This window comes from Aliiglaciecola lipolytica E3 (assembly GCF_000314975.1).
Classification (GTDB): domain Bacteria; phylum Pseudomonadota; class Gammaproteobacteria; order Enterobacterales; family Alteromonadaceae; genus Aliiglaciecola; species Aliiglaciecola lipolytica.
In genome coordinates this window covers 26238-50507 of sequence record NZ_BAEN01000056.1, presented here as the reverse complement: position 1 = coordinate 50507, position 24270 = coordinate 26238, and the positions used below count along the sequence as shown (strand labels likewise).

The following is a 24270-nucleotide window of genomic DNA, read 5'->3' as shown; positions in this document are numbered from 1 at the left end:
TCAAGGTAGAGCTCTACTTATAGTTCTGCATGGTTGTACCCAATCTATCGACGCCTATTTAAATGCACAGCTTGAAGTTGCTGCAGAAACATACGGTATGGTAGTAGCGGTGCCAGATGCAATGAATAAAGCAGGCTTTAGCTGCTGGTCCTATTGGCAAGGCACAAAATCACGCACTGCGGGCGACTATAAAAATCTAATCAATCTAGCCATTGCGTTACGCAGTGACTCAGCCTACAACATTGATGATGATCAGGTATATATTTCTGGCCTTTCTTCAGGCGCTTCTTTTGCAAATACCACAGCATGTATCGCACCTGATGTTTTTGCTGGCATGGGCATTAGCGCAGGGCCAAGTATCGGCACTAGTTCCAGCGGGGCCTTAGGAAGTTGCGAGACAGCCAATGTTGCTAGCCGCTGTCAATCGTATGCAGGATCGTTTGCATCTCACTTCGACACGCAAATTGCGTCTATAGCGCATGGGGATGCAGATACCACCGTAGACAGTTGTTATAACCAGCAAAACGCGCAAGGCATGGCAGGCGTTTACAACGTATCTCAAATTCCCGGTAGTCAACAGATAAATCTGGCGGGCAGAACGGCCGATGAAACTCTATGGCAAGACAACCGCGTATCCATGTTATGGCTAAATGGTGTTGACCACTCGTGGTCTGGTGGGCAAGGCGCAAGTGGTTCTTATATTAGTGGCGCCGGAATCAATTATGCTATGTACTTAGGCCAATTTTTTGCGGACAATAATCAACGAGTCAGCCGCAATGAAGCCCCTGTTGTGAACGTACTTAATACACAGGAAAACAATAGTACTATTGTCATTACGGGTTCTGTATCGGACATCGATGGACAGGTTGTACAAGTTGACTTTGAACTAGAAGATTCTGTGGGGAACACCTATTCTTTAAGTACACAAACCCTAACCAATAATAACTTTACTGTTACAAGTGCTAGTTTACCTGATGAGCTCTACACAGTTTCAGCAGTGGCAACAGACGATCAAGGAACTGAATCTGAAACGGCAACAAGTACGGTCCGAGTGGGTCCACCGCCACCGGCCACGGCACCAAATCTAAGTGAAGTAATTGCCACAGTGAATAGCCAATGCGCAACCGTATCCGGAAAGGTTGTGGATGTTAATCAGAATCTGACCAGTGTTGTCGTTGCATTTGCAAATGGCAATCAAACAGCCCAAGTCCAAGGCAATTTGTTTAGTGCACAAGCGTGTAATTTAGCCGGTGGCCAACAAAGCGCAACGATAACCGCAAGCGATGATACGAATCTGCAGTCGAGTGAATCCGTTACGTTCACCATTGATGCAGGACAAACCGCCACGTTAGACCAACACATCAATGCAGGCAGATTAGATTATACAAACTATGCAAATTGCTATTTAGAATACAGCTCTAATGCATTCAAACTTAATGAAGTAGCCACTACAGCGCAGCAGTGTCAGTGGCAAGATGATGATGCCAGTTGTACTGGGCCGGTTCAGGCTTGTAGCAGTTCAGGTGGTGGAGACGGCGGTGACGGCGGTGACGGTGGTAGCCAAACCTGTGAACAGTTCACAACCTATAATTATTATCATAAAACAGCAGGTAGAGCTTATAGCAGCGGCAATCCTTATTCGCCAAACTACTTCGCACAGGGCAGTGATGATGCTATGGCAGGTTCTACTTGGGGCAATACCACATTGCATAGCAGTGATGCACAAACATGGTCGGTAGGAAGTTGTCCTTAGTCGGTACTCTTTATCGAGAAAGTTTATAAATAGCTAAAAGTATTTCAATGTAAACTGGCCAGAGGTGTTTATCATTACCCTCTGGCTTTTTTAGTAAAAGATAATGCCTTACGAAAGATAACTAGTGATGATTAGGTTTAGCCTAAATCGGTAAACGGGTCCAATTTAAGAGATGAAGCGGCGCTGGATGGATTGAAAACTGAGCATAAGTCGACCAATATTGAGTGTAGATATTATCCCTCGCTCACTAAGGACATCGTTATGCATCATGACACTATTGAAGCTATTGCAGAAGAATTTTGGCAACAAGGTTTTGTCGCGCTACCCAATTTCTTTGAATCCCAAGTGATGCAACAATTGCACTCGATTATTCTAGAGCACTTTTCCGATTCTCCACAGTATTTACATGATGCCGATTTCATCGAGAAATCTAAAGCAGAGGTAATTCCCTGGTTTCCACAAAGCGATGGCATCACTCAATTTGACAAGATCGAGCAAAACTCACAATTAAAAAGTTTAACCGAAGAAATTTTGGGAGCTGACTGGAAAACCCAACAATGCATGGTCATGCTGTCAAAGCCCCAATCCAAAGGTCAAGCATGGCATCAAGATTGTCCGCCCGAAGATCAGCAATCATTTAACCTGAATCGATTGGTGTACACAATGGATGTTAATGATGAGGTAGGTGGTCACGTGGTAATCAAACCCAAAAGTCATCTTAGCGGTGAAATAACTACTGGAGAGTTATTTGAAGATTTTGAAGATCAAGTGGTTCTTGCGCCCAAAGCAGGCACTTTAGTATTAATCCATGGTCACTGTTGGCACCGGGTAAAACCGGTTAATAACCAATCGCGGGTTTCGACTAATTTCAGGGCAATACCAAAAGGCATTCCTGAAGGGATCACTGATATCTGCGTTTATCGCAATATGCGCTACCAATTTTCTACTTCTACGATGCTAGTAGAACGTTAGCAACTTCTTCGCCTATGGCCAATGATGCAGTCAGTCCCGGTGACTCAAAACCATATAGATTAACTAATCCTTTGACTCCATGCGTGTCAGCAGTTTGTATCATGAAGTCATGGGCCGTTACCCCTTGCGGATGAAGTTTAGGGCGAATGCCAGCATACGCGGGATGCAAACTGTCATCTTTTAAAGATGGCCAATACTCTCTGATTTTTGCATAGAATTCGGTGCTTTTCGTAGGATCAACACGATAATCCAAGCGATCGACCCACTCCACATCAGGACCAAACTTGACTCCACCACCTAAATCTAATGTGGAATGCACCCCTAACCCTGCACTTTCCGGTAACGGATAAATCAAGTGTGAAAAAGGTGATTTACCGGACAACGAAAAATAACTACCTTTAGCATAATACAAAGGAGGGATGGTATTAACAGGCACCCCGGCAAATCGCTGCGCTAAAGGTTGCGCGTGTAAGCCGGCGCAATTAATCACAAATTTGGCTTTTAATACACAAGGTTGCTCACCGCCTACATGCAAAGTTATGCCCTGCTCTTGGCATGTCGCTTTAACAACCGGGCTTCCCAAAGCTATCGCTCCACCAGCACTCTCAATATCACCTTGTAAATTTAGCATCAACCCATGGCTGTCAATAATCCCCGTAGAGGGTGAATAAAGACCTGCATTACAACGAATTTCAGGCTCTAAAGCATTGACTTGTTGTTGGCTTAACAATTGAAGATCATCAACCTGATTGGCAATTGCCTTGCGTTGGATCTCTTGCAGTTTAGTTTGCTGCGTGTCTGATGTAGCGACAATCAGTTTGCCACAGCGTTGGTAATGAATATTTTTATCATCACAATAGCTATACAGCATCTTATTACCTTTGACACACAACTTGGCTTTTAGCGAGTTTGGAGGATAGTAAATACCAGCGTGAATCACCTCACTGTTGCGCGAGCTTATTCCAGTACCAATTTGTGTTTGGCCTTCCAATACAACGGTTTCTATATTAGACAACGCCATTTGTCTGGCCACTGCTAGCCCTATGACGCCAGCGCCAATGACAACACATTCAACTGATTCAACCAATCTGCTACCTCTACTGTCTAGATTTCATTTTACACCTTACAGACCTTAGCGGCATTTCATTACTACAACCATAATTTTAATACTTACATGCCATTAATTTATTTGGATCGGCAATTTTTTATACCTAATCAGGTTTTTTTCTAACGAGTGCAAACAAACGCTAGTTTTTAGCTCTTAGACCCTTTAGTGTTAGGGGTTCTAGCTTTAATAACGAAGTTAGTCTAATTAAAATAAAAATAATAATAAAAAAACATAAAACCCTACGGAAAATCGTTAATGAATACTGAAAAAATAACCAAATATTTAGATATAAACGGCATTTTGAATGCCACGGAGATAATTCATAATCCATCTTATGAGTTTTTGTTTAGCGAAGAGACAAAAAGCGGTTTAACTGGTTGTGAAAAAGGTATTGAAACTGAACTAGGCGCGGTATCAGTCGACACAGGTATATTTACTGGTCGTTCGCCCAAAGACAAATATATTGTGCGGGATGACACGACAAGGGATACAGTTTGGTGGTCAGATCAAGGGACTAATGATAATAAACCCATTTCTACCGAAGTATGGGATCAATTAAAACAAACCGTAACTCAGCAATTGTCAGCTAAACGTTTGTTTGTGGTGGATACATTTTGCGGTGCAAATGCGGATACGCGTTTAAAAGTGCGCTTTGTTACAGAGGTGGCTTGGCAAGCACACTTTGTTAAAAACATGTTTATTCGACCAACAGAGCAAGAACTTGAAGACTATGAACCTGATTTCTTGGTACTAAACGGTTCTAAAACCGTTGACAAGTTATGGAAAGAACACGGTTTAAATTCAGAAAATTTTGTTGCTTTCAATCTTACCGAAAAAGTTCAGATTATAGGGGGAACTTGGTACGGTGGAGAAATGAAGAAAGGTATGTTCTCAATGATGAACTATCTACTTCCCCTCAAAGGTATTGCTTCGATGCATTGTAGTGCCAATGTAGGTAAAGATGATGACGTGGCGATATTTTTTGGTTTATCAGGTACCGGCAAAACGACACTTTCCACTGATCCACACAGAAAATTAATTGGTGATGATGAGCATGGTTGGGATGATAATGGAATCTTCAACTTTGAAGGTGGCTGTTACGCCAAAACCATTAAGCTAAGCAAAGAACAAGAGCCTGAGATCTATGCAGCAATCCGCCGCAATGCTTTGCTAGAAAATGTGGCAGTTGATGAGAATGGAAAAATAGACTTCGATGACAATTCTAAAACTGAAAATACTCGAGTCTCTTATCCAATAGATCATATTGAAAATATCGTCCAGCCTATATCAAAAGCAGGTCATGCTACCAAAGTAATTTTCTTAACAGCGGATGCATTTGGCGTCCTCCCTCCAGTTGCTAAATTAACTCCGCAACAAGCTGAGTATTACTTTTTGTCTGGCTTCACTGCCAAACTAGCAGGAACTGAAAGAGGCATAACCGAGCCCACACCGACGTTTTCAAGTTGTTTTGGTGCAGCCTTTTTAAGTTTACATCCAACTAAATATGCAGAGGTTCTGCGAAAACGCATGAACGCTGTAGGTGCAGAAGCCTATTTAGTCAATACTGGCTGGAACGGCAGCGGCAAACGCATTTCAATTAAAGCGACTCGTGCGATCATCGACGCGATATTAGACGGTTCGATTAGCCAGGCCGAAATGACTGACCTTCCAATATTTAATCTATCTATACCTAAACAACTCGTAGGTGTAGAAGAAAATTTGCTGGATCCGCGTGACACCTATGAACAGCCTGACTTGTGGACCGAAAAAGCCACCAAATTAGCGACCTTGTTTACGGAAAACTTTATTAAGTTCACTGATAATGACGAAGGTAAAGCAATTTGTGAAGCAGGTCCTAAATTATAAACTCAGATTGTTTGTCTGTAGATATTAATCCACACAAAAACTAACTGAATATCTAAAAGGCTTTCTAATAGGAAGCCTTTTTAACGATTGGCTCCCTTCCCTCCTTTAATCTGCAGTTAACTGACCCAGATCAAAACGCAAACTTCTGATACTGATGTAATACCAATATTGAAAAAAGCCTACGTTTATCAACCTAAGGAATACTAAAGTATGACGAACGAACGCGTGTTGATCTTGCTAAAAATAGTGATGTGCTGTGGTTTATGTTTGATATTGTTGGGGATCTATTTGCATTTATTTAACCAAACAATTGAAGAAATGGGCGTACAAGGAATGATCATTAGCGCAGCCTGCGTTGCAATAGGAATGGTGCTATCGCTACCGACCAAAATGGTGATTACGTTTATTTTAGTCAAACGAGAAGCAGAGCTTCAAAAACAATCAGTTCAAATTTCAAACAAATAAATCACTCAAAAACTTGACTAATATTCAACCAACATTATACTGTATAAAAACACAGTTATGGTTAGGAGGATATTATGACAGCTGAATTGATTACTTTACGCAATACACTTTGTGAGTCTAGCCGTAATGAAATGCAGCAACAGCTAGCTTATCAACAAAGCAAAGAAAAAGAACAACGCGATAAACAATATGACAACCTTGTTAATCGCTTAGATAAATTGAGAGCCCTTGCCAAAACAAAAAATGGCGATAACAACCTAAAGCGAAAAGTCCAAACAAGCTTTGCGTTTTAACTGTGCTTTATTTAAGAGCTGGAATTAACCAGCTCTTAGATTTTCAATTCGCTTCTCAAGGGGCGGATGACTTGAAAAAAGCTTCTGAATTTTACCTGCGTTGATGGCAAAAGCAGCCATTTCGTCAGGCATATCGGGCGTTCCTTGAAAGCTTTTCAGCTTGGCAAGCGCGGCTATCATATTAGCTTTTCCAGCTAATTTTGCACCGCCTTCATCCGCTCTAAATTCTCTGTAGCGAGAAAACCACATGACCAACATCATAGCTAAAAAGCCCAGAATAATTTCAGCAACAATAGACACTATCCAAAATGCGGGACCATGTCCTCTTTCTACCTTGAACACTACCCTGTCAACGACATGCCCGATGACTCTGGAAAGAAATACGACAAACGTGTTCACAACACCTTGAATCAGAGTCATGGTTACCATATCACCATTGGCAACGTGGCTAACTTCGTGAGCTAATACAGCTTCAACCTCATTCTTATTCATATGTGAAAGTAAGCCAGTACTCACAGCAACCAAGGCATTATTTCGATTCCATCCGGTAGCAAACGCGTTGGGTGACGGACTATTAAAAAGCCCTACCTCAGGCATACCAATACCGGCCATTTCCGCTTGACGTCGTACCGTTTCAACAAGCCATCTTTGAGTTGAATCAGTAGGCTGTTCGATAACATGCACACCCATGGCTCGTTTAGCCATAAACTTAGAAAGAAATAGCGAAATAAACGCACCGCTAAAGCCAATTACCGCAGCGTAAACCATTAATGCGGTCAAATCTAAGTCGACACCGTTCTCAGCTAATAATCCCTGAAAACCAAAAAGACTGAAGGTCACACTTAACAGTGCGATAATGGCAATGTTGGTACCTAAAAATAGAAATATTCTTAACATTTATCGCTCCTTTAATTCATCATCACCACTTTTTATTCTAGACACAATAAAGTTGTGGTGACATAAATTCTTTAATTTCTAGCAATATGGGACCATTAAAAAAATCTGCAATAGAATGAATTCAAATATTAAGACTATTTTTTTGGTCATTATTTCAATGAGCTTCTCATGGATTAGCCCATTAACTGCTAAAAATTCCCAAATCACCAATGTAAAAGGAGATATTGCAAAGTAAATTGTTGTTCAGTATCAATATCTCGCTATAATTTGTTATTCTTTGTTAAAGACAAAATTTAAATTTAGGTCGTTGGAGATTATTGTGAAATTAAAAGCGTTGTTGAGCGTGTTAGTTGGAAGTCTGTTGATGTTTGCTGTACAAGCGCAAGACATGTCTGAAGAAGATATTAAATCACGCATAGAGCCAGTAGGTTCGGTACATGTGGCTGGTGCTAAAGCTGATACAGGCGCAGCTGCTGGTCCTCGCTCAGGTGAAGATATTTACAATGCATCTTGCTTTGCATGTCATGCATCTGGTGTATTGAATGCACCGAAATTGCATAATGCAGCTGATTGGGCGCCACGACTTGAAAAAGGTTTTGATGAAGTATTAAGCAACGCTTTAAATGGTATAGGTTCTATGCCACCACGTGGGACCTGTGGTGATTGTTCAGATGATGATATCAAAGCGGCAATAGACTATATGATTGAAGGCATTTAATTTGTTATTACGTGATTCGATGTTTTTAATCACTTGATGGAATGGATTATTTGACTGAGCACTTGAATACAGGTCAGCTAACTGTTGAAGAATTGCGGGAATTAATTCCGCAATTGCAGCAGCTAACCGAAAAATATAAGCGCTCTGAGCAAATTCAAAGAGCGTTATTCGACATATCAGAACTTGCTGGCTCGATCAGTGAGTTGTCGCGCCTGTACGTAGCTATTCATGAAATCATTGGACAGTTCATGAATGCGCAAAACTTTTTTGTTGCGCTATATGAAAAAGATGATGAGTTCGTAGAATTCCCTTATTTTGTCGATCAATTTGACGAAAGTGTAATTAAGCAAATTCCTACCAAAGACTTAATGGGCGGTATCGCAGGTTATATCCTGAAAAGCGGCCAACATTTAGTTTTAACAGAAGAAAACTTCGAAGAAGAATCTGCCAAACGTAAGTTCAAAGCAATTGGTAAAGCCCCAGTCGATCTCATTGGTGTTCCTCTTAAGCGAGGGAACCGCGTAATTGGTGCAATGGTAGTACAAAGTTACGATAAAGCTGTTCGTTATGTTAAAGACGAATTAGATCTGCTTTTGTTCGTTTCACAACATATAGTCAATGCTTTAGACAGAGTGAAAAGCCGCGAACTAACCGAACAAACAATACGTGAACGGACTAAACAATTACGCGAAATTAATGACGAACTACAAGATGAAATTCTAGAGCGCCAAAAAGTTGAGTCGCTACAACAAGCGTTATTTGAAATATCTGAAATAGCTGCTTCGATCGAAGGGGAAATGTCAGATTTTTATGCCAGCTTGCATGATATTCTTGCTCGATTATTGAGTGCCCCAAACTGCTATGTGGCGGTACTTGACGATAAACAAAGCTATTTGGAATTCCCTTATTATAGTGATGAGATTCAAGGAACAGTTGAATCCAGACCATTGAGCAACGGATTAACAGAATTTGTCTTACGCTCGGGAAAAGCAGAATTAATCGATGCAGATCGAGTATCGGAACTGGCAGCAAGAAACGAATTAGATCAAGCTACTGCCGATAACATGATCAAACATACTAACTCATGGATAGGTTCTCCTCTATATGTTGAAGGAGTCATTTCAGGTGTTATTGCGGTGCAAACCTATGGAAACGATACCAAGTATACGCTCAAAGATTTAGAGCTATTAAAGTTCGTATCCCACCATATAGCTGTCGCTATTGAACGGAAACGTGCGGCAGAGTCGATACAAAAATACAATCTTCAGCTTAGTCAAAAAGTGCGAGAGCGCACAGATGAATTGCACAAAACCAATTTGTACCTGAAAAAACAAATTGAAGAGCGCAAAGAAATAGAATTAAAACTTATTCATGATGCTCATCATGATTCCCTAACGAACTTGCCTAACAGGGCTATGTTTAACAGTCGTTTAGAGTTGGCAGTAGCAAATAAAAATCGTTACCCTGACCACCAATTTGCTGTGCTATTTATCGATTTGGATCGATTCAAGCAAATTAACGATAGCCTAGGCCACCATGCTGGCGATATGTTCTTAGTTGAGGTAGCAAAACGCATTGGGAAATGTATACGAGCTCATGATCTTTTAGCCCGATTGGGTGGCGATGAATTTGTTATCTTACTCGATAGTTTTGATGATTTCAGTGATGTTGAAGATGTTGCAAATAGAATTATTAACTCCATCGGAGTACCTTTCATCTTAGAAGGCAAGGAGATGTATTCTGGTGCAAGTATTGGTATTGCGAATGTAGAGCAAGGCTATCAATCTGCTGACGAACTTATCCGCGATGCGGATGCCGCGATGTATCAAGCTAAAGCGCTTGGCCGTGGCCGCTTCGTGTTGTTTGATACCAGTATGCGTCAGAAATTATTAGAAGAATTGGAATTAGAAAATGAATTCCGTAGAACTCTCAAAAATGGAAACTTTGATTGCCAAATTCAGTCTGTAATTGATTTCCAGTCCAATAGTTTTCTTTATCATGAATTTTTCATTCGCTGGGTTCATCCTTCTATTGGAAAAATAAAACGAGAGCAGTTCTGGAAAGTCGCACAAACGAGTGGACTAACATTAGAAATTGATAATTTCATGTTAGACCAAGCGATAAAAATACTGCAACACTGGCAGAAAGTGGGACAAGGAAAGATGACCCAGAAGATTGCAATCAACCTGTCAATCAACCATTTATCGCAAAGTCGATTTGTTAATCAAATCATTGAACGTGTGCAAGAAGCAAAGATAGATCCTGCTAATTTAGTATTTGAGTTTGATGAAAATGAACTAAACCGCAGAGCACAATTTATGCTTCCGGCCATTAAAAAGTTGAAGCGTTCAGGTGTTATTCTGGTATTGGATAATTTCGGTAGCGGATTGGCTTCTTTAAGCTATTTATACAGTTACCCCTTTGACTACGTCAAAATCGACCATCGATTTGTGAAGTCAATCACACGTTCCAAACGTAATTATAATTTAATTCAATCTGTTACAGCGATATCTAGTCAACTGTCATTTAAATTGATAGCGGAAGGGATTGAAAATGAAGAGCAGTACAATGCTTTAATTGAAACTGGCTGCACCCTTGGTCAGGGGCATTATTTGCAATCACCTGTTAGTATGCAGTCAATCTTAGACCAAGACTCACTTCCGGTTAGACAAAATATTTCTTAAATTAGCGATACCTGTTTGTCCTTTCTGCTGGCGAACCTCGGCACTATCTTTGACTTTTTTATGTTCCCAGACAACATCATCTTGAGGCAACTCATACAGGAATCGACTTGGTTCAGGCTGAATGACTTCTCCGAATTGACGACGCTCTTTACTCAATGTGAAAAAGAGCTCTTTTTGCGCGCGTGTAATACCCACATAGGTTAATCTACGTTCTTCTTCGATGTTGTTTTCATCAATGCTACTTTGATGAGGCAATAGACCTTCTTCCATGCCCACCATAAATACATAAGGAAATTCCAAGCCTTTAGACGCATGCAAGGTCATCAGTTGCACTTGGTCGGACTCTTCCGCATCTTCATTGCGCTCCATCATATCGCGCAAAATCAGACGATTCACGACTTCCTGCAACGTCATTGGTGGATCCAATTCATTACCTTCGAGCATGTCACTGATCCAGCCAAATAGAGTACTTATATTAGCCATCGCCATTTCCGCAGCTTTTGGGCTGGTACTCGATTCATAAAGCCACTCTTCGTATTGCATGGCTTTGATCATTTCTCTGATAGTGGCAATGCCATCGCCGCGTACCGCGTTATCTGAAGCTTCAACTATCCAGCGACTAAAAGCTTCAATATTTTGCTGTGCCTTTCCAGCTAATACACTATGCAACTGCGGATGACAGGCAGCTTCGAAAATTGAGCAACCTAACTGATTGGCAAAACTACCTAGTTTTTCTAACGTAACCCGACCTATTCCGCGAGTTGGCGTATTGATTACTCGTAACAGCGCGTTATCGTCGTCTTGATTAACCAATAGTCGCATATACGCCAACAGATCTTTTACTTCAGTACGCCCGAAGAATGACATACCACCATTGATCTTGTATGGAATGCGGTTACTCATCAAAATCTTTTCGAAAAGGCGTGATTGATGATTACCTCGATATAAAATCGCATAATCCTTAAACTGGGTATTTTGCATAAATTTATGGGCTAATAACTCTGCAACTACACGCTCAGCTTCATGCTCTTCGTTTTTAGCAATAATCACTTTTAACGGTTCACCGTAGCCTAACTCTGAAAATAAGCGCTTTTCAAAGACGTGTGGATTATTTTGTATGAGAATATTCGCGGTATGTAATATACGTCCAGAAGATCGATAATTTTGCTCAAGTTTTACCAGTTTTAAGTTAGGAAAATCTTGCTGTAATAACGCTAGATTTTGTGGCCGTGCGCCACGCCAAGAATAGATAGACTGATCATCATCACCAACCACAGTAAACCTGGCGCGTTCTCCAACCAGCAATCGTACCAATTCATATTGACTGGTATTGGTATCTTGGTATTCATCCACCAGCAAATATTTAATCTTGTTTTGCCATTTTTGACGCACATTTTCGTTGTTTTGCAGTAGCAACGTTGGCATCAATATCAAATCATCAAAATCGAGCGCATTGTAGGCTCTAAGATGGGTTTGATATTCGTGGTATATCTTCGCAAACTCCACTTCCCCGGGTGATAACGCGCGCTTTTGTAACTGTTCAGGCAAAATGAGATCGTTTTTCCAATTCGATATACACGACTGTAACAGGCTTAGCTGCTCCTTATCTCCATCAAGTGAGTCTTCAGTCAGGTCTTTTAAAAGTGCCATGGTGTCTTTGTCATCAAACAGTGAGAAACCAGCTTTAATACCAAGGCTGCGGAATTCTGATTTGATAATATTCAGCCCCATGGTATGGAAGGTGGACACTTTGAGTCCGCGTGCATCTTTTTTCCCCATGGTTTGAGATACACGTTCTTTCATTTCTCGCGCAGCCTTATTCGTAAAGGTAACCGCTGCAATCTGTCGGGCGGGAATGCCACATTCCTGCACTAAATAGGCGATTTTATTGGTTATTACCCGCGTTTTACCACTGCCTGCACCCGCCAAGACCAAGCAAGGACCCGAGATATATTTAACCGCTTGATTTTGACCGTCGTTGAGTTTCATGGATATGTTCTTGAGAAATGGCCGGGAATTGTAAAAAATAACCGACCGAATTGCTAGCGTAGTTAAACGGGAATACCAATAAACCTGCTCATTTTTAAAATAGGAAAGTTCAACACCAATGAATGAGTTTGCGTTACAATTAGGTTTTCATTTGGAGGCGCTATTCATGTTGGACCCAAAAAAACTCGAAGATATTGCGAAACAAATCACTGACTCTATTCCTCCTGGCGTTAAAACCATGGCTGAGGGCGCAGAGGCGAAAGTTAAACAAGTATTACAGTCACAGCTGAGCCGTCTTGATTTTGTCAGTCGAGAAGAGTTTGATGTGCAAAGTCAGGTACTGATCCGCACACGAGAAAAGCTTGAAGCGTTAGAAGCAAGACTAGCGCAGTTAGAGAGCCAATCTAGTCTACCAGACACTGAATAGATAATCGGCTAAGCGATTATCCAGTAGTGGCAACAAAGGCCGATTGCTACACACATGCCTGCATAATGGTTGTTTAAAAAGGCTTTGAAACAATTCGCTCGGTTGCGGTTTTTTATCAAATGTTGTTGATAAGCGAAAAACGCCAACATGGCCACAAGTGATAAAAACACTGGCCATGTCATATTCAAGAAGTAGGCGATATAGGTTAATAAAACCAAAGTAATTAGCTGCGTTAACGCTATTGCTAACTTATCCCATTTTGCAAACAAAATGGCCGTAGATTTTACTCCAATGCGCAAATCGTCGTCTCTATCAACCATGGCGTATTCAGTGTCATAGCCAACCGTCCAAATCAGATTCGTGGCATACAATAGCCAACCAAGCCAACCTATTTGTTCGTTAATCGCCATAAAAGCCATCGGAATAGACCAACTAAATGCTGCACCTAAGACGACTTGTGGTAAGTGTGTATAACGCTTCATAAACGGATATAGAGTAGCGAGCGCCAACGCTCCAAAAGACAACAAAATAGTTTTAACGTTAAGGGTAAGAACCAATAAAAATGATAAAAATATCAAAGCAGTGAATAACAACAGTGCTTCTTTTTCTGATACCTCTCCACTCACTAAAGGGCGAGATTTAGTTCGTTCTACTTTTCCATCAACATTCCGATCAGCGTAATCGTTAATCACACAACCAGCACTGCGCATGGTGAACACTCCCAAAACAAATACCACTGCTATTGTTATTGGAGGAGTACCATTTGCTGCAATCAAAAGCGCCCAGACAGTTGGCCACAACAATAAATAGGTGCCGATGGGTTTATCCATACGCATTAATTTATAGTAAGCCTGAAGCTTTGTACTTTGCATATCTAACCTTGTTTACTATAGGCAGGGCAATCAGGTAAAAATATTTCAGCGACCATTAACTGCAGTTGTTTAAAGTCAAACACTGAGCGCCTGCCCCACAACGTGCGCTGCTTACAGATACCTAAAGTATTTAACAAAGAGTGACTTTCAGATAAACATGATAACTGAAAAGGACGTCGCACGAATCGTTCGTCATTAAAGATAATTTGTCCCAAAGGTTTATTTCCCAACTCAGCAAAGTCCATATCACATAATTGTTGCGGCAATACTGAACGTGCAAACACCCAAGGTTGACCATTACCAATTAAAATAACTTCTCTAACTTGCCAAAAGGAATCATGCAAAGCCGACTTAGCCCCACTAAATTGTGCAAGTTCCTCAAGGTCCGGTTGCATTTGCCGTTGACCTATTAAAGCGAGTTCAAAATCAACACAATGGGATTGTAATCTTTCAGTCAACGATCCGGTGTTTAACAGCCAGTTCTTGAGGTAAGGGTCGGCTATGCTCAAGTCGTCTGCCGCAGACCATTTTGTTGAAAAAGAAACCGGGAATGTTAATTGATGATTCAAAATAGCACTAAGTCCATGAAAATATGACGGTATCATAACCTGAATTCAGGTTATGATATCAATAGCTGATAACATTCTGAAGAAAATAGAATGATAAGATTTAATACGTTGTAAAGTTATTATTATACCGATAGCAGTTATTAAATGAGTTAAGCTAACCCAGGAAAGTTGATACACTAGATTACGCTTGGTTAGGTTTTTAGTTAGCACATTAGAATTGTATATTTTATTTGAGATATGAATATGAAATCTGTGTTTTTTGCGATTGTTTTAACGGTTCTTTCCGGTCAATTTATCGGTAATGCTCAGGCTCAATCTAATTTTGCATATTACGGTTTAGAACCAGATATTGTGACCAACTTTTTAGGTTCTAATGCGAATAATCTCGGATTTGTGCGTACAACAATCGAATTGATGCTAGAAGATGCCGATTACATTGAAGCAATTGAACATCACTCTCCGCTTTTACGTGCCACCATAATTGATATTCTCGGTAGACAACCTAAAGACAAAGTGAAATCCTTAACCGGTAGGGAAGATTTCCGTAGAAGTAGTTTAGAGCGTATACGCGAGCTGATGCAAAAAGAAACAGGCAACCCGATGATTAAAGACATCATCATTACTAAATTTATTGTTCAAGGCGGTTAAAGAGCGTCTTTTTGGCTACGATTTTGAGTGAAATGCACATAACACCAAGCAATAGCACAACCACAAACCAAGCCTAACGTATGCGCGGTGTTGGCGACCGAAACCCAAAGAATATCGACATATCCAAGTACCAACCAAACTAAAGAGAATCCAATAATATAGTTAGGTAAAGCTAGCCCCCATTGTGGACGTAACCAGCCACACCACCAAACAAAACCAATTACACCATATACCACACCTGACAAGCCGCCGAATTCGGGACCATCCGTCATTAATTGTCCCAAGTTTGGGATAATGGCACAAAGCAGAAATATAAGCAGTAAGGTGCTAGAGCCGAATTTTTTTTCAATTTCTTTACCGGCAAACCACCACCAAAGTAAATTAAAAATGATATGCATTTCATCGAAATGAATAAAAGCGGGCGTAATAGCTCGCCACCACTGCCCAGATTCAAATAACAAATTCCACGGCAACAACATAAGGTGCTCATTAACCCAATATGAGCCGCCAGCCAATGAACTAATATACACCAACAAACAAATACCCATGATTAACCACATAAATGGCGTCTGTTGGAATGATGTCCACCTAATCTTAGGTAAGATAGCTTGCTGCCTATCGTGGATTATTTCTTGCCGAAGTTCCCATGCTTTTTGCTGATACTTAGGATCGGTAGGATTATCAACAAATTCTTTTACGATAAATGCAGCTTCTTGAATAAGATCAGGCGCGTCTAACAGCACCTGATGATTCAAATCACCTTCAACGTAGGCATAACTAGCTGGAATATCTTGGCTTATAAGATAAGTTACCAACAATAAAGCGGCATTTTCATTACCAAAACTAACCAACGCGAGTTGGTTTTCCTCAATTTCAGTCTTCAATTTGAGTAACATATGGCAAAGAGCTTTTCCAAGCTTCAAAGCCACCATCTAAGCTGTAAACTTGCTCAAACCCCTGATGAATCAAAAATTGCGCAGCTTGCTGACTACTTATGCCGTGATAACAGCAAACAATCACCGGTGTTTCAAAATCTGTTTCAGACATAAACTGATGCAGGCTGCCATTGGTTAGATGCACAGCCCCTTCAATATGTCCTGCCGCGAATGATTGTTCATCACGAATATCTACTATTCGTGCACTTTGCTGAGCCAAAAGAGCCTGACTTTGCTCGGCGGAAATATGTTCAAACTGCTCCAAATCGACTCCTATCAACTTATTTAATCTTAGTTTACCAATTTAATATAACTTTACCGGATTGACCGGATTCCATCACGTCAAATCCTTGCTGAAAATCATCTATATTATATTGATGAGTAATGATTGGACTCAAATCTAATCCAGATTGTAAAAGGCTCGCCATTTTATACCAAGTTTCAAACATTTCACGGCCGTAAACACCTTTAATGATGAGACCTTTAAAAATTACCTGATTCCAGTCGATTGCCACATCTTTAGGTGGAATGCCTAACATAGCAACCTTACCACCATTATTCATTTTAGCCAGCATATCTCTAAGCGCCGATGGCACGCCAGACATTTCCAGTCCTACGTCAAAGCCTTCGGTCATACCTAGCTCATTCATCACTTCTTTTAAATCTTGTTTACTGACATTAACGGCGCGGGTGGCACCCATTTTTCTTGCCAAATCTAAGCGATATTCGTTGATATCTGTAATCACTACAAACCGCGCGCCTGCATGTTTTGCCACAGCCGCAGCCATGATTCCAATGGGACCAGCACCAGTAATCAATACATCTTCGCCAACTAAGTCAAATGACAATGCGGTATGTACTGCGTTACCAAAAGGGTCAAATATCGAAGCCAGTTCATCACTGATATTATCTGGAATTTTAAAAGCGTTAAATGCAGGGATCACTAAATATTCAGCGAACGAGCCTTGTCGATTTACACCTACCCCTTCGGTGTTGCGGCACAGGTGGCGTCTGCCAGCACGGCAATTACGACAATGGCCACAAGTAATATGGCCTTCTCCGGACACCCTGTCACCTTTGCTGAAACCACGCACTTCTTGGCCGATTTCAACTACTTCTCCAACATATTCATGTCCGACAATCATTGGCACAGGAATGGTATTTTGCGACCAATCGTCCCATTGATAAATATGCATGTCGGTACCACAAATAGCCGTTTTATTAATCTTAATTAATAGATCATTGTGTCCAAGTTCGGGAATCGGAGCATCATTCATCCAAATCCCTTTTTCAGGATATAGTTTCGCTAATGATTTCATGAGATCACCTTTAGTTCACGGCCAACTTCAATGAAGGCGTCAATGGCGCGATCTACTTGCTCTATTGAGTGTGCTGCAGACATTTGTGTGCGGATGCGTGCCTGCCCTTTTGGTACAACAGGAAATGAAAAACCAACAACATAAATGCCACGTTCCAACATTTTATCTGCCATTTCACTAGCCAATTTAGCATCGCCTAACATGACCGGGATTATCGCGTGATCTTTTCCTGAGAGAGTAAAGCCTGCGTCTTGCATACGACTTCTAAAATGACGCGCGTTACGATTGAGCTGCTCACGTAAGTCATGTCCTTGCTCAAGCATCGAAAACACTTCCAAAGACGCAGCCACAATCGGCGGCGCAACTGAGTTAGAAAACAAATAAGGTCTGGAGCGTTGGCGTAACCATTCAACAACTTCTTTCTTGCCCGAGGTATAACCGCCCGAAGCGCCACCCAATGCTTTTCCGAGTGTTCCGGTAATAATATCTATTCGACCGATAACGTCATTATACTCGTGGCTTCCACGCCCATTCTCACCCACAAAGCCAGTGGCATGACAATCGTCAACCATAACCATTGCATCGTATTTGTCGGCAAGATCACAGATACCACGCAAGTCAGCAATCACACCATCCATCGAAAAAACACCATCTGTAGCAATGATTTTAAATCGAGCACCATCTTCGCTTGCTTGAATAAGTTGTGCTTCTAACGCTTGCATATCGTTGTTAGCGTAACGGTAGCGTTTAGCTTTGCAAAGGCGCACGCCATCTATGATGCTGGCATGATTTAATGCATCAGAGATAATTGCATCTTCTGGGCCCATTAAGGTTTCGAACAAACCGCCGTTAGCGTCAAAGCATGATGGGTATAAAATGGTGTCCTCCATTCCCAAAAACGAACTAATTTTTTGCTCTAACTGCTTATGAATATCTTGGGTTCCACAAATAAACCGCACCGAAGCCATTCCAAAACCGTGTTCGTCTAAACCAGCCTTAGCTGCAGCAATAAGCGACTCATGATTGGCTAATCCAAGATAATTATTTGCACAAAAATTTAAAACCTGGTCGCCACTTTGCACCATAATATCAGCCTTTTGAGCAGAGGTGATGACGCGTTCAGTTTTATACAAACCGTCTTGTTTGACTTGCTCGATTTGCTGACTCAGGTGTTGGTAGAAAGATTCGCTCATATTGCCCCCAATGATTTAATTGGCGCTATATTAAAAGAAATTGTGATAGGTAACACGTTGCTACCCCGCCGAAACACTAATTATAGGCCAAGGATAGGTGTAAGGTTTTGATTACACATGCAGATTTAAGATCCAGCACGAACGAATCTGCTAAGCAAAAGCATTCGTTTCTCGTTATCTACCGAATTTATTGGCCATATTGCCAAATCCCGTCTTTGCAGTATTTTTGTAATTCCTCAAACAGTAAATCTTCAGGAATAGGTTTTGCAATGTAAAAACCTTGGGCCATATTGCAATCAAATTGCTTCAATAAATCTATTTGCAATTGCTCTTCAATCCCTTCAGCAATCACTTTCATTTTTAAGTTTTGCACCATGGATACGGTTGCGGCAACAATTTGTTTATCAGCATCATTGGTCAACATGCCGTCAATAAAAGCGCGATCTATTTTGATGAAATTGGCTGGCATGGTTTTTAAGTAGCTTAACGACGAATACCCCGTACCAAAATCGTCGATAGAAATTAAAAAGCCCTTATCGATTAAAGTTTGCATAATCTCGGTAGTGCGTTGGATATCAGAAACTAACGTACGTTCGGTTAACTCCAGTTCGATTAGGTCCGGTGCTAAACCAGATTCTTTTACTTTCTCTTCCAAATACGGGACTAAATCAGGGTCAAGAAATTGAATCGCAGCTAGGTTAATGGCAATTTTAAGATTGGGATAGCCATGTTGTTTAAACGCATTCAACAAATTAAATGCATTTTCAATACACCAGTAGCCTAGGGTTAACATAAACTCTGTGTTCTCTAGAATTGGGATAAAATAACCCGGAGAAACTGGCCCTCGATCGGGGTGATTCCATCGTAATAGTGCTTCAAAGCCGACTAGTCGTCCTGTTTTAAGTTCAACTTGAGGTTGCAATGAATAACTAAAATGATCATTAATTAGTGCACTGCGAGCTTCATCTTCTAACGCCACTTTATCAATAGCATTTTTGGACATTGAATCAACATACAATTCAAGCCGGTTTCCACCATGATTTTTAGCTTGATACATGGCAATATCGGCACATCGAATCAGCTCATTTACATTGGCGTCCGATGAAGACGTGTACGCAAAACCCACGCTGGTAGACACATAAAATCGAAGCTGCGCCACATTTATTGGCGCTCTAAACCTATCTACCAATTTTTCAGCAACTTCCATAGCGCTTTTTATGTCGTCCACATCACTAAGCAAAATGGCAAATTCATCACCACCCAAACGACAAGCTAAATCATGGTCTTTTAAGACACTTTGAAAACGCGCTGCCGCTTCTCTTAATAATTCATCACCAATGGTGTGCCCATAACTGTCGTTCACCTTTTTGAAGTCATCTAGGTCGAAAACCATCAGCACTACAAACTTATCTTCGTTGCCTAATTTAGCAACCGCCTGTTTGGTTTTAATCACCAACATATTTCGATTTGGCAAACTAGTCAGTTGATCAAACATCGCCATTTTTTCTAGTTCGTTGGCTTTGGTTAACACTTCATTGTCGAGCTTCTCAAGTCGGTCTGCTAACTTATTGGCAGAATCGTTTAAAGTGTCTAATTCATCCACGAAATAGTGTTTACTTATGCGGCTGCGAGACCTAAATTGCTGATAATCTCGCGAAGCTAACAATGGCAGTCTTGCAGTGAAATCAACCAAACGCTGACGTACGCTATTAGTAATTAAGTAAAACAACAGCATAGCCACTACAAATACGACAGAGGCCGTCATCAAGATATTTTTCTGATACGCCAAATGAGCCAAAACCATGGGCGTGATGTCATGAGCAGCCAGCACATAGTCATGGTCAGAATTAACCGTGCTCATGGGAATGAGTGCGACAAAATAATGCTTTTCGTCAATACTCAACTGCGCTCCAGAAGATGCCAAAGCATCAACAGATAGGTCTTTAGGAAAAGCGCTAATTATAGAATTGATTAAATTTTTATGTTTAGTTGCTAAGGGCTCATGTTTCAAAAAATCGCGTGCATATAAAGTATCTGGTTTTTCTTTGACATAAACTAAGGCAAGTGTGGCGTCTGTTGATTGATTTAAAAACGCCAAGGTATCAACCAATGTTAAACTCAACGTAATCACGGCCATGCTGTCATCACTATGCAAAATTGGAATGGATAAAACCTGAGTACATTGGATAGAGCAATAAGTGATTTCTTTAGAGTCTTGGTTTTCTAACACGTAGTCGGTATTGGTCTTAATGTGCTCCGGAATATCAGGTTCAGAAGAAAACACTAAATTTTTAGAGCCATCAAATAACCAAACTTTTTCCACTTGCATATTATATTGTAAAAACACCAGTCGCTTTGATAGTGAATGCGCCAATGCCAATATTGCTTGGGGTTGATCCTGGTGTAACTGAACTAACATCTCTACCCAAGATTCATTTCGACTACGAAACATTTTGTTTAACAACAAATATTGGCTTTGATTTTGATGTTTAATCTCTTGTTGCTTGAGCAGCAAATCTTGGTTGGTTTTTTGCAGCCACAAAAAAGACATCGAAATACCAAGTGCTAACAAAAATATTAGCAGCAGCAAGAGCATTTTATTGGTGAGGCTAACGAAGCGCTTCATATCAGAACCAATGCGCCAATTGAATACCCCAAATATTCCAATATTTATGGTCGTTTTGTATTGTATTAGGTAAGAACACTGGTGCTAAACGGCCCGTGCCTTTTACTCGATGAAATTCAGCCTGTAATTGCCAATTTTCTGAAAATGTCCAACTTGCGCCTAATGTAAACTGATCTTGGAATCCAAAATAAGCGGGAACAGTACCGCCCGATAACGCCGCTCGCTTCTCTCCACTACGATCTTTGCGGTCTAGATCAAAAATATCTAAACGAGCGGTTGCTGTGATATCTTTATTAATAAAATATCTTCCTTGAATATAACCGCCTTCAGAAGTTGAGTCGTTAATGAATCCCGGAAATATTAGATCTTCGTAAATACTACGTTCTCTGAACAATTCAAACGCCAACTGCCAATGTTTAGCATCATAGGTTCCATGCAACATAAGCCGCTGAATTTGCGCGTCGCCGTCGATGAATGCATCTTGATCCCCACTGACATATTTAAATTTAGAATCAAGCAAACCTGCACTAAAACGCAACGCTTGATTGTGCCAAACTAAATTCCCTTGATGTACAAACTTTTGTTCTATATCTCCACTAGCCGTTACAGCAATCAAGTTTTTAGTTTGTTCTTCACTAATAGGTGAATTTCCATAACTCCAATTAAACTCCCACTCACCCAAAGCGTTAGCTGTATTGGCTACGATGGCGACCCCATCAACGCCAAGCGCTACGTCTCGAAATGCATCAAAGTAAATTGATTGAGGCAGAATAATGGTTGGCCGAGTGTGTGGCACATCCCGTGTTGAAGAGTAAATCCAGTGATAATTTTTTACTCGACCTAAATGCATATTAACTTGCCAATCCAATGAATTAATGGCTCGCCAATCTAGAAATAAATAATCTACACGCAACCCTTCGGGGTAGCGATTGCCGCCATTTAAATAAACGATTTGGCCAGCCACCCTAAAATTAGTATCTAAGGTATATGACGCGTTGATACCCACTTCGGTTAGTTTTAACGTTGCATCACCATCATCATCAATGTAATTGGAGTTTTGTGCTTGAATCACGCCTTGTGCGACAAAACCTCGCCAATTAAACTGATCGCTAGCGTTTGCATTGAAGGATAAAGCCACATTTAGGAAACAAATTAGAGTTAGCAAAATTACCTTTAGTTTCATTTGCTATTCTCCTACCACTTCAATTTTTTTAATTTTATTGCCACTATTAATATTGAGCATATAACCAATAGCGCCGGGAGTTTGTTGGAGTTTTTCGAGCATTTCTTTTTGATTGGATAATTCTGTAGGTTTATCACCTAAGCCGGAATATGCCAGTTTATTCCAAAGTCTTTCTATTTGATATGGGAACATTTTAAGGACATCTTTGCAGAGAGCTTGGTGAGCCGCACTTTCAGTTTTTAATACGAACACAATAATAGGCTGGCCATCAGGCCAAACCGTTTGTCGCATTGAAAATATTTTGCGCAACTGGCTGGAAGTCAGTGCATCTGTCTGAACTTCTACATTGACTAAAACACTGACTGGCGTTTCTTTCGAGAAGACGACAGTGGATGTCAATATCAATAAAATTACAGTGACCTGGGCCAGCCTACTTAACAATCCTTTCACCTTTCCTCTAAATACAGGACTCCACCTGAGAAACTAAGATTAGTTTATCTTTTTCTATTTTGCGCAAGCTTTTTAGGGTTAATATCAGATTTCATTAAGATTTTTATACTTTGTCGACTACAAATGGTATTTCAAAACTGTAGATCTGATATTTACTAATCACTATTCGCCTAGAGTATAATATTTACCAGCACGACTCAATCAATATGCAGCGCTATTGAAGGTTTAGGGCTAATGTCGCCCAATTAAGTTGTCAACTTGCTTGATGACTTTTTCTGTGTCAATTAATTGCATTAATTTAGTGCCTTTTGCACGAGTCCCCCAAGGTAATTCTTGCCATGTTTTGCCGGTTTGCTGCTCGATGACTTGGTCATAAACAGACACAACATGTTGCAAACTCAAATATGGTCCGGTTCGCCGTGGGTTACTATGTGCATATAAACCAATTACAGGTGTTCCCACTGTGGTTGCCATGTGTGCAGGTCCAGTATCAGGTGCGATAACCAACTTGGCCTGTTTGAGTACAGCGAGCATTTGTTTTAGCGACGTTTTTCCAACTAGGTTTTTATATTGATGTTTACCACTTGCTTCTATTTGTCGCGCTAAATGTCTATCCATGTCTGCAGGACCGCCGCACAATACCACTTGATACCCTTTGTCATGCAGGTAATCAGCAACTTGAGCATAACGTTCAGGCAACCAGTTTCTTTCAGATTTACTCGCTGCGGGGCTGATAACAGCATAAGATTTAATTTCGTTACATAAAGATTTAGCGAATAGTTCGTCTTCTTCGGTAAGCGGAATAGACCAGTTTAATCCGTCACTTTGAGGGACGTTTATACTGTCCGCAAAACTCATAAAGCCTTCTAAAACATGTGCATGCTTTTGTGCGGCCACACGCTGATTTGCAAACAACCAGTGCAATTCTTTACTTCTATTCCAATCAAAACCAATTTTGCTTTTAGCTTTGATTAATCGCGCTGCCCAATTAGCTCTAAATGCAACTTGCATCAAAAAAAGCGCGTCAAACTCTTCATTATTCAATTCTGTTTGTAATTTTAAATACGCTTCTTTCCCTAGCTTTTTATCGAAGACAATAAATCGCACATTTGCCATGCCTTTGAGTAGTTGATACTCGACCTTGCCAATGATCCAAGTAATTTCAATAGTGGGTGCATGTTGAATAATGCGATCAACCATGGCGGCCGCATGGCAGACATCACCAATTGCAGACAAGCGCAGAAGACAAAGTTTTTGGACTTTCACTGTGGTGGTTTCGATAGCTGCTGAATTATGTTGTCAA

General features: G+C 40.7%; 22 protein-coding genes. 9 read left to right on the top strand and 13 right to left on the bottom strand.

Going from position 1 to position 24270, the window contains the following annotated elements:
- A partial coding sequence (locus tag GLIP_RS13920; RefSeq protein WP_040523002.1) for an extracellular catalytic domain type 1 short-chain-length polyhydroxyalkanoate depolymerase occupies positions 1-1753 on the top strand: 1753 nt, incomplete at its 5' end.
- 261 nt (positions 1754-2014) lie between these two features.
- A complete protein-coding gene (locus GLIP_RS13915; protein WP_008845290.1) occupies positions 2015-2725 on the top strand; it encodes a phytanoyl-CoA dioxygenase family protein in 711 nt (236 codons plus the stop codon).
- On the opposite strand, the gene GLIP_RS13910 is transcribed toward GLIP_RS13915, so the two are convergent.
- Positions 2703-3812, bottom strand: a complete 1110-nt coding sequence (locus GLIP_RS13910) for an NAD(P)/FAD-dependent oxidoreductase (protein ID WP_008845289.1) — start codon at positions 3810-3812, stop codon at positions 2703-2705. The two genes, GLIP_RS13915 and GLIP_RS13910, sit on opposite strands and share 23 nt — an antisense overlap.
- A 276-nt stretch (positions 3813-4088) precedes the next feature.
- On the opposite strand from GLIP_RS13910, the gene pckA reads away from it, so the two are divergent.
- From pckA to GLIP_RS13895, 3 genes are all read left to right on the top strand, one after another.
- Positions 4089-5699: a phosphoenolpyruvate carboxykinase (ATP) gene (pckA, locus tag GLIP_RS13905; RefSeq protein ID WP_008845288.1), complete on the top strand. Its 1611-nt coding sequence runs from the start codon at positions 4089-4091 to the stop codon at positions 5697-5699.
- 210 nt (positions 5700-5909) lie between these two features.
- A complete protein-coding gene (locus GLIP_RS13900; RefSeq protein WP_008845287.1) occupies positions 5910-6164 on the top strand; it encodes a hypothetical protein in 255 nt (84 codons plus the stop codon).
- A gap of 74 nt (positions 6165-6238) precedes the next feature.
- Entirely contained in the window at positions 6239-6457 is a 219-nt protein-coding gene (locus tag GLIP_RS13895; protein ID WP_008845286.1) for a hypothetical protein, read from the top strand.
- Between the two features lie 24 nt (positions 6458-6481).
- Here GLIP_RS13895 and htpX read toward each other — a convergent pair whose 3' ends face one another.
- The gene (htpX, locus tag GLIP_RS13890) at positions 6482-7354 is read right to left on the bottom strand and encodes a protease HtpX (protein WP_008845285.1); all 873 of its coding nucleotides are present in this window, start codon (positions 7352-7354) and stop codon (positions 6482-6484) included.
- 319 nt (positions 7355-7673) lie between these two features.
- Between htpX and GLIP_RS13885 the strand changes: the two genes are divergently transcribed.
- Together GLIP_RS13885 and GLIP_RS13880 are read left to right on the top strand one after the other, a co-directional pair.
- Positions 7674-8072, top strand: coding sequence for a c-type cytochrome (locus GLIP_RS13885; protein ID WP_008845284.1), 399 nt, complete (start codon positions 7674-7676; stop codon positions 8070-8072).
- Positions 8073-8122: 50 nt separating this feature from the next.
- Entirely contained in the window at positions 8123-10756 is a 2634-nt protein-coding gene (locus GLIP_RS13880) for a bifunctional diguanylate cyclase/phosphodiesterase (protein ID WP_008845283.1), read from the top strand.
- On the opposite strand, the gene rep is transcribed toward GLIP_RS13880, so the two are convergent.
- Positions 10727-12745 (bottom strand): DNA helicase Rep, encoded by a 2019-nt coding sequence (gene rep / locus GLIP_RS13875; RefSeq protein ID WP_008845282.1) that lies wholly within the window; start codon positions 12743-12745, stop codon positions 10727-10729. The two genes, GLIP_RS13880 and rep, sit on opposite strands and share 30 nt — an antisense overlap.
- Before the next feature lie 166 nt (positions 12746-12911).
- On the opposite strand from rep, the gene ubiK reads away from it, so the two are divergent.
- On the top strand, positions 12912-13172 hold the full coding sequence (gene ubiK, locus GLIP_RS13870) for a ubiquinone biosynthesis accessory factor UbiK (RefSeq protein WP_040523013.1): 261 nt from the start codon (positions 12912-12914) through the stop codon (positions 13170-13172).
- A gap of 8 nt (positions 13173-13180) precedes the next feature.
- On the opposite strand, the gene ubiA is transcribed toward ubiK, so the two are convergent.
- Together ubiA and GLIP_RS13860 are read right to left on the bottom strand one after the other, a co-directional pair.
- Positions 13181-14044 carry a 4-hydroxybenzoate octaprenyltransferase gene (ubiA, locus tag GLIP_RS13865; RefSeq protein WP_008845280.1) on the bottom strand — a complete coding sequence of 288 codons (864 nt, stop codon included), beginning with the start codon at positions 14042-14044 and terminating at the stop codon, positions 13181-13183.
- Positions 14045-14046: 2 nt separating this feature from the next.
- A complete protein-coding gene (locus tag GLIP_RS13860) occupies positions 14047-14613 on the bottom strand; it encodes a chorismate--pyruvate lyase family protein (RefSeq protein ID WP_226992228.1) in 567 nt (188 codons plus the stop codon).
- A 237-nt stretch (positions 14614-14850) separates the two neighbouring features.
- On the opposite strand from GLIP_RS13860, the gene GLIP_RS13855 reads away from it, so the two are divergent.
- A complete protein-coding gene (locus GLIP_RS13855) occupies positions 14851-15261 on the top strand; it encodes a flagellar basal body-associated protein FliL (RefSeq protein WP_008845278.1) in 411 nt (136 codons plus the stop codon).
- On the opposite strand, the gene glpG is transcribed toward GLIP_RS13855, so the two are convergent.
- The 8 genes from glpG to GLIP_RS13815 form a co-directional block, all read right to left on the bottom strand.
- Positions 15258-16157 carry a rhomboid family intramembrane serine protease GlpG gene (gene glpG, locus GLIP_RS13850; protein ID WP_008845277.1) on the bottom strand — a complete coding sequence of 300 codons (900 nt, stop codon included), beginning with the start codon at positions 16155-16157 and terminating at the stop codon, positions 15258-15260. The two genes, GLIP_RS13855 and glpG, sit on opposite strands and share 4 nt — an antisense overlap.
- Positions 16135-16461 carry a thiosulfate sulfurtransferase GlpE gene (glpE, locus tag GLIP_RS13845; protein ID WP_008845276.1) on the bottom strand — a complete coding sequence of 109 codons (327 nt, stop codon included), beginning with the start codon at positions 16459-16461 and terminating at the stop codon, positions 16135-16137. The genes glpG and glpE overlap by 23 nt, the downstream gene beginning before the upstream one ends.
- A 31-nt stretch (positions 16462-16492) precedes the next feature.
- Positions 16493-17515: an L-threonine 3-dehydrogenase gene (tdh, locus tag GLIP_RS13840; RefSeq protein WP_008845275.1), complete on the bottom strand. Its 1023-nt coding sequence runs from the start codon at positions 17513-17515 to the stop codon at positions 16493-16495.
- Positions 17512-18708 (bottom strand): glycine C-acetyltransferase, encoded by a 1197-nt coding sequence (locus GLIP_RS13835; protein ID WP_008845274.1) that lies wholly within the window; start codon positions 18706-18708, stop codon positions 17512-17514. The genes tdh and GLIP_RS13835 overlap by 4 nt, the downstream gene beginning before the upstream one ends.
- A gap of 187 nt (positions 18709-18895) precedes the next feature.
- On the bottom strand, positions 18896-21259 hold the full coding sequence (locus GLIP_RS13830) for a bifunctional diguanylate cyclase/phosphodiesterase (protein ID WP_008845273.1): 2364 nt from the start codon (positions 21257-21259) through the stop codon (positions 18896-18898).
- Positions 21260-21335: 76 nt separating this feature from the next.
- Positions 21336-22517 carry a hypothetical protein gene (locus GLIP_RS13825; protein WP_008845272.1) on the bottom strand — a complete coding sequence of 394 codons (1182 nt, stop codon included), beginning with the start codon at positions 22515-22517 and terminating at the stop codon, positions 21336-21338.
- A gap of 3 nt (positions 22518-22520) precedes the next feature.
- Entirely contained in the window at positions 22521-22967 is a 447-nt protein-coding gene (locus tag GLIP_RS13820; protein ID WP_407638176.1) for a type 2 periplasmic-binding domain-containing protein, read from the bottom strand.
- Positions 22968-23198: 231 nt separating this feature from the next.
- The gene (locus GLIP_RS13815; protein WP_008845270.1) at positions 23199-24233 is read right to left on the bottom strand and encodes a glycosyltransferase family 9 protein; all 1035 of its coding nucleotides are present in this window, start codon (positions 24231-24233) and stop codon (positions 23199-23201) included.
- Positions 24234-24270: the final 37 nt, after the last annotated feature.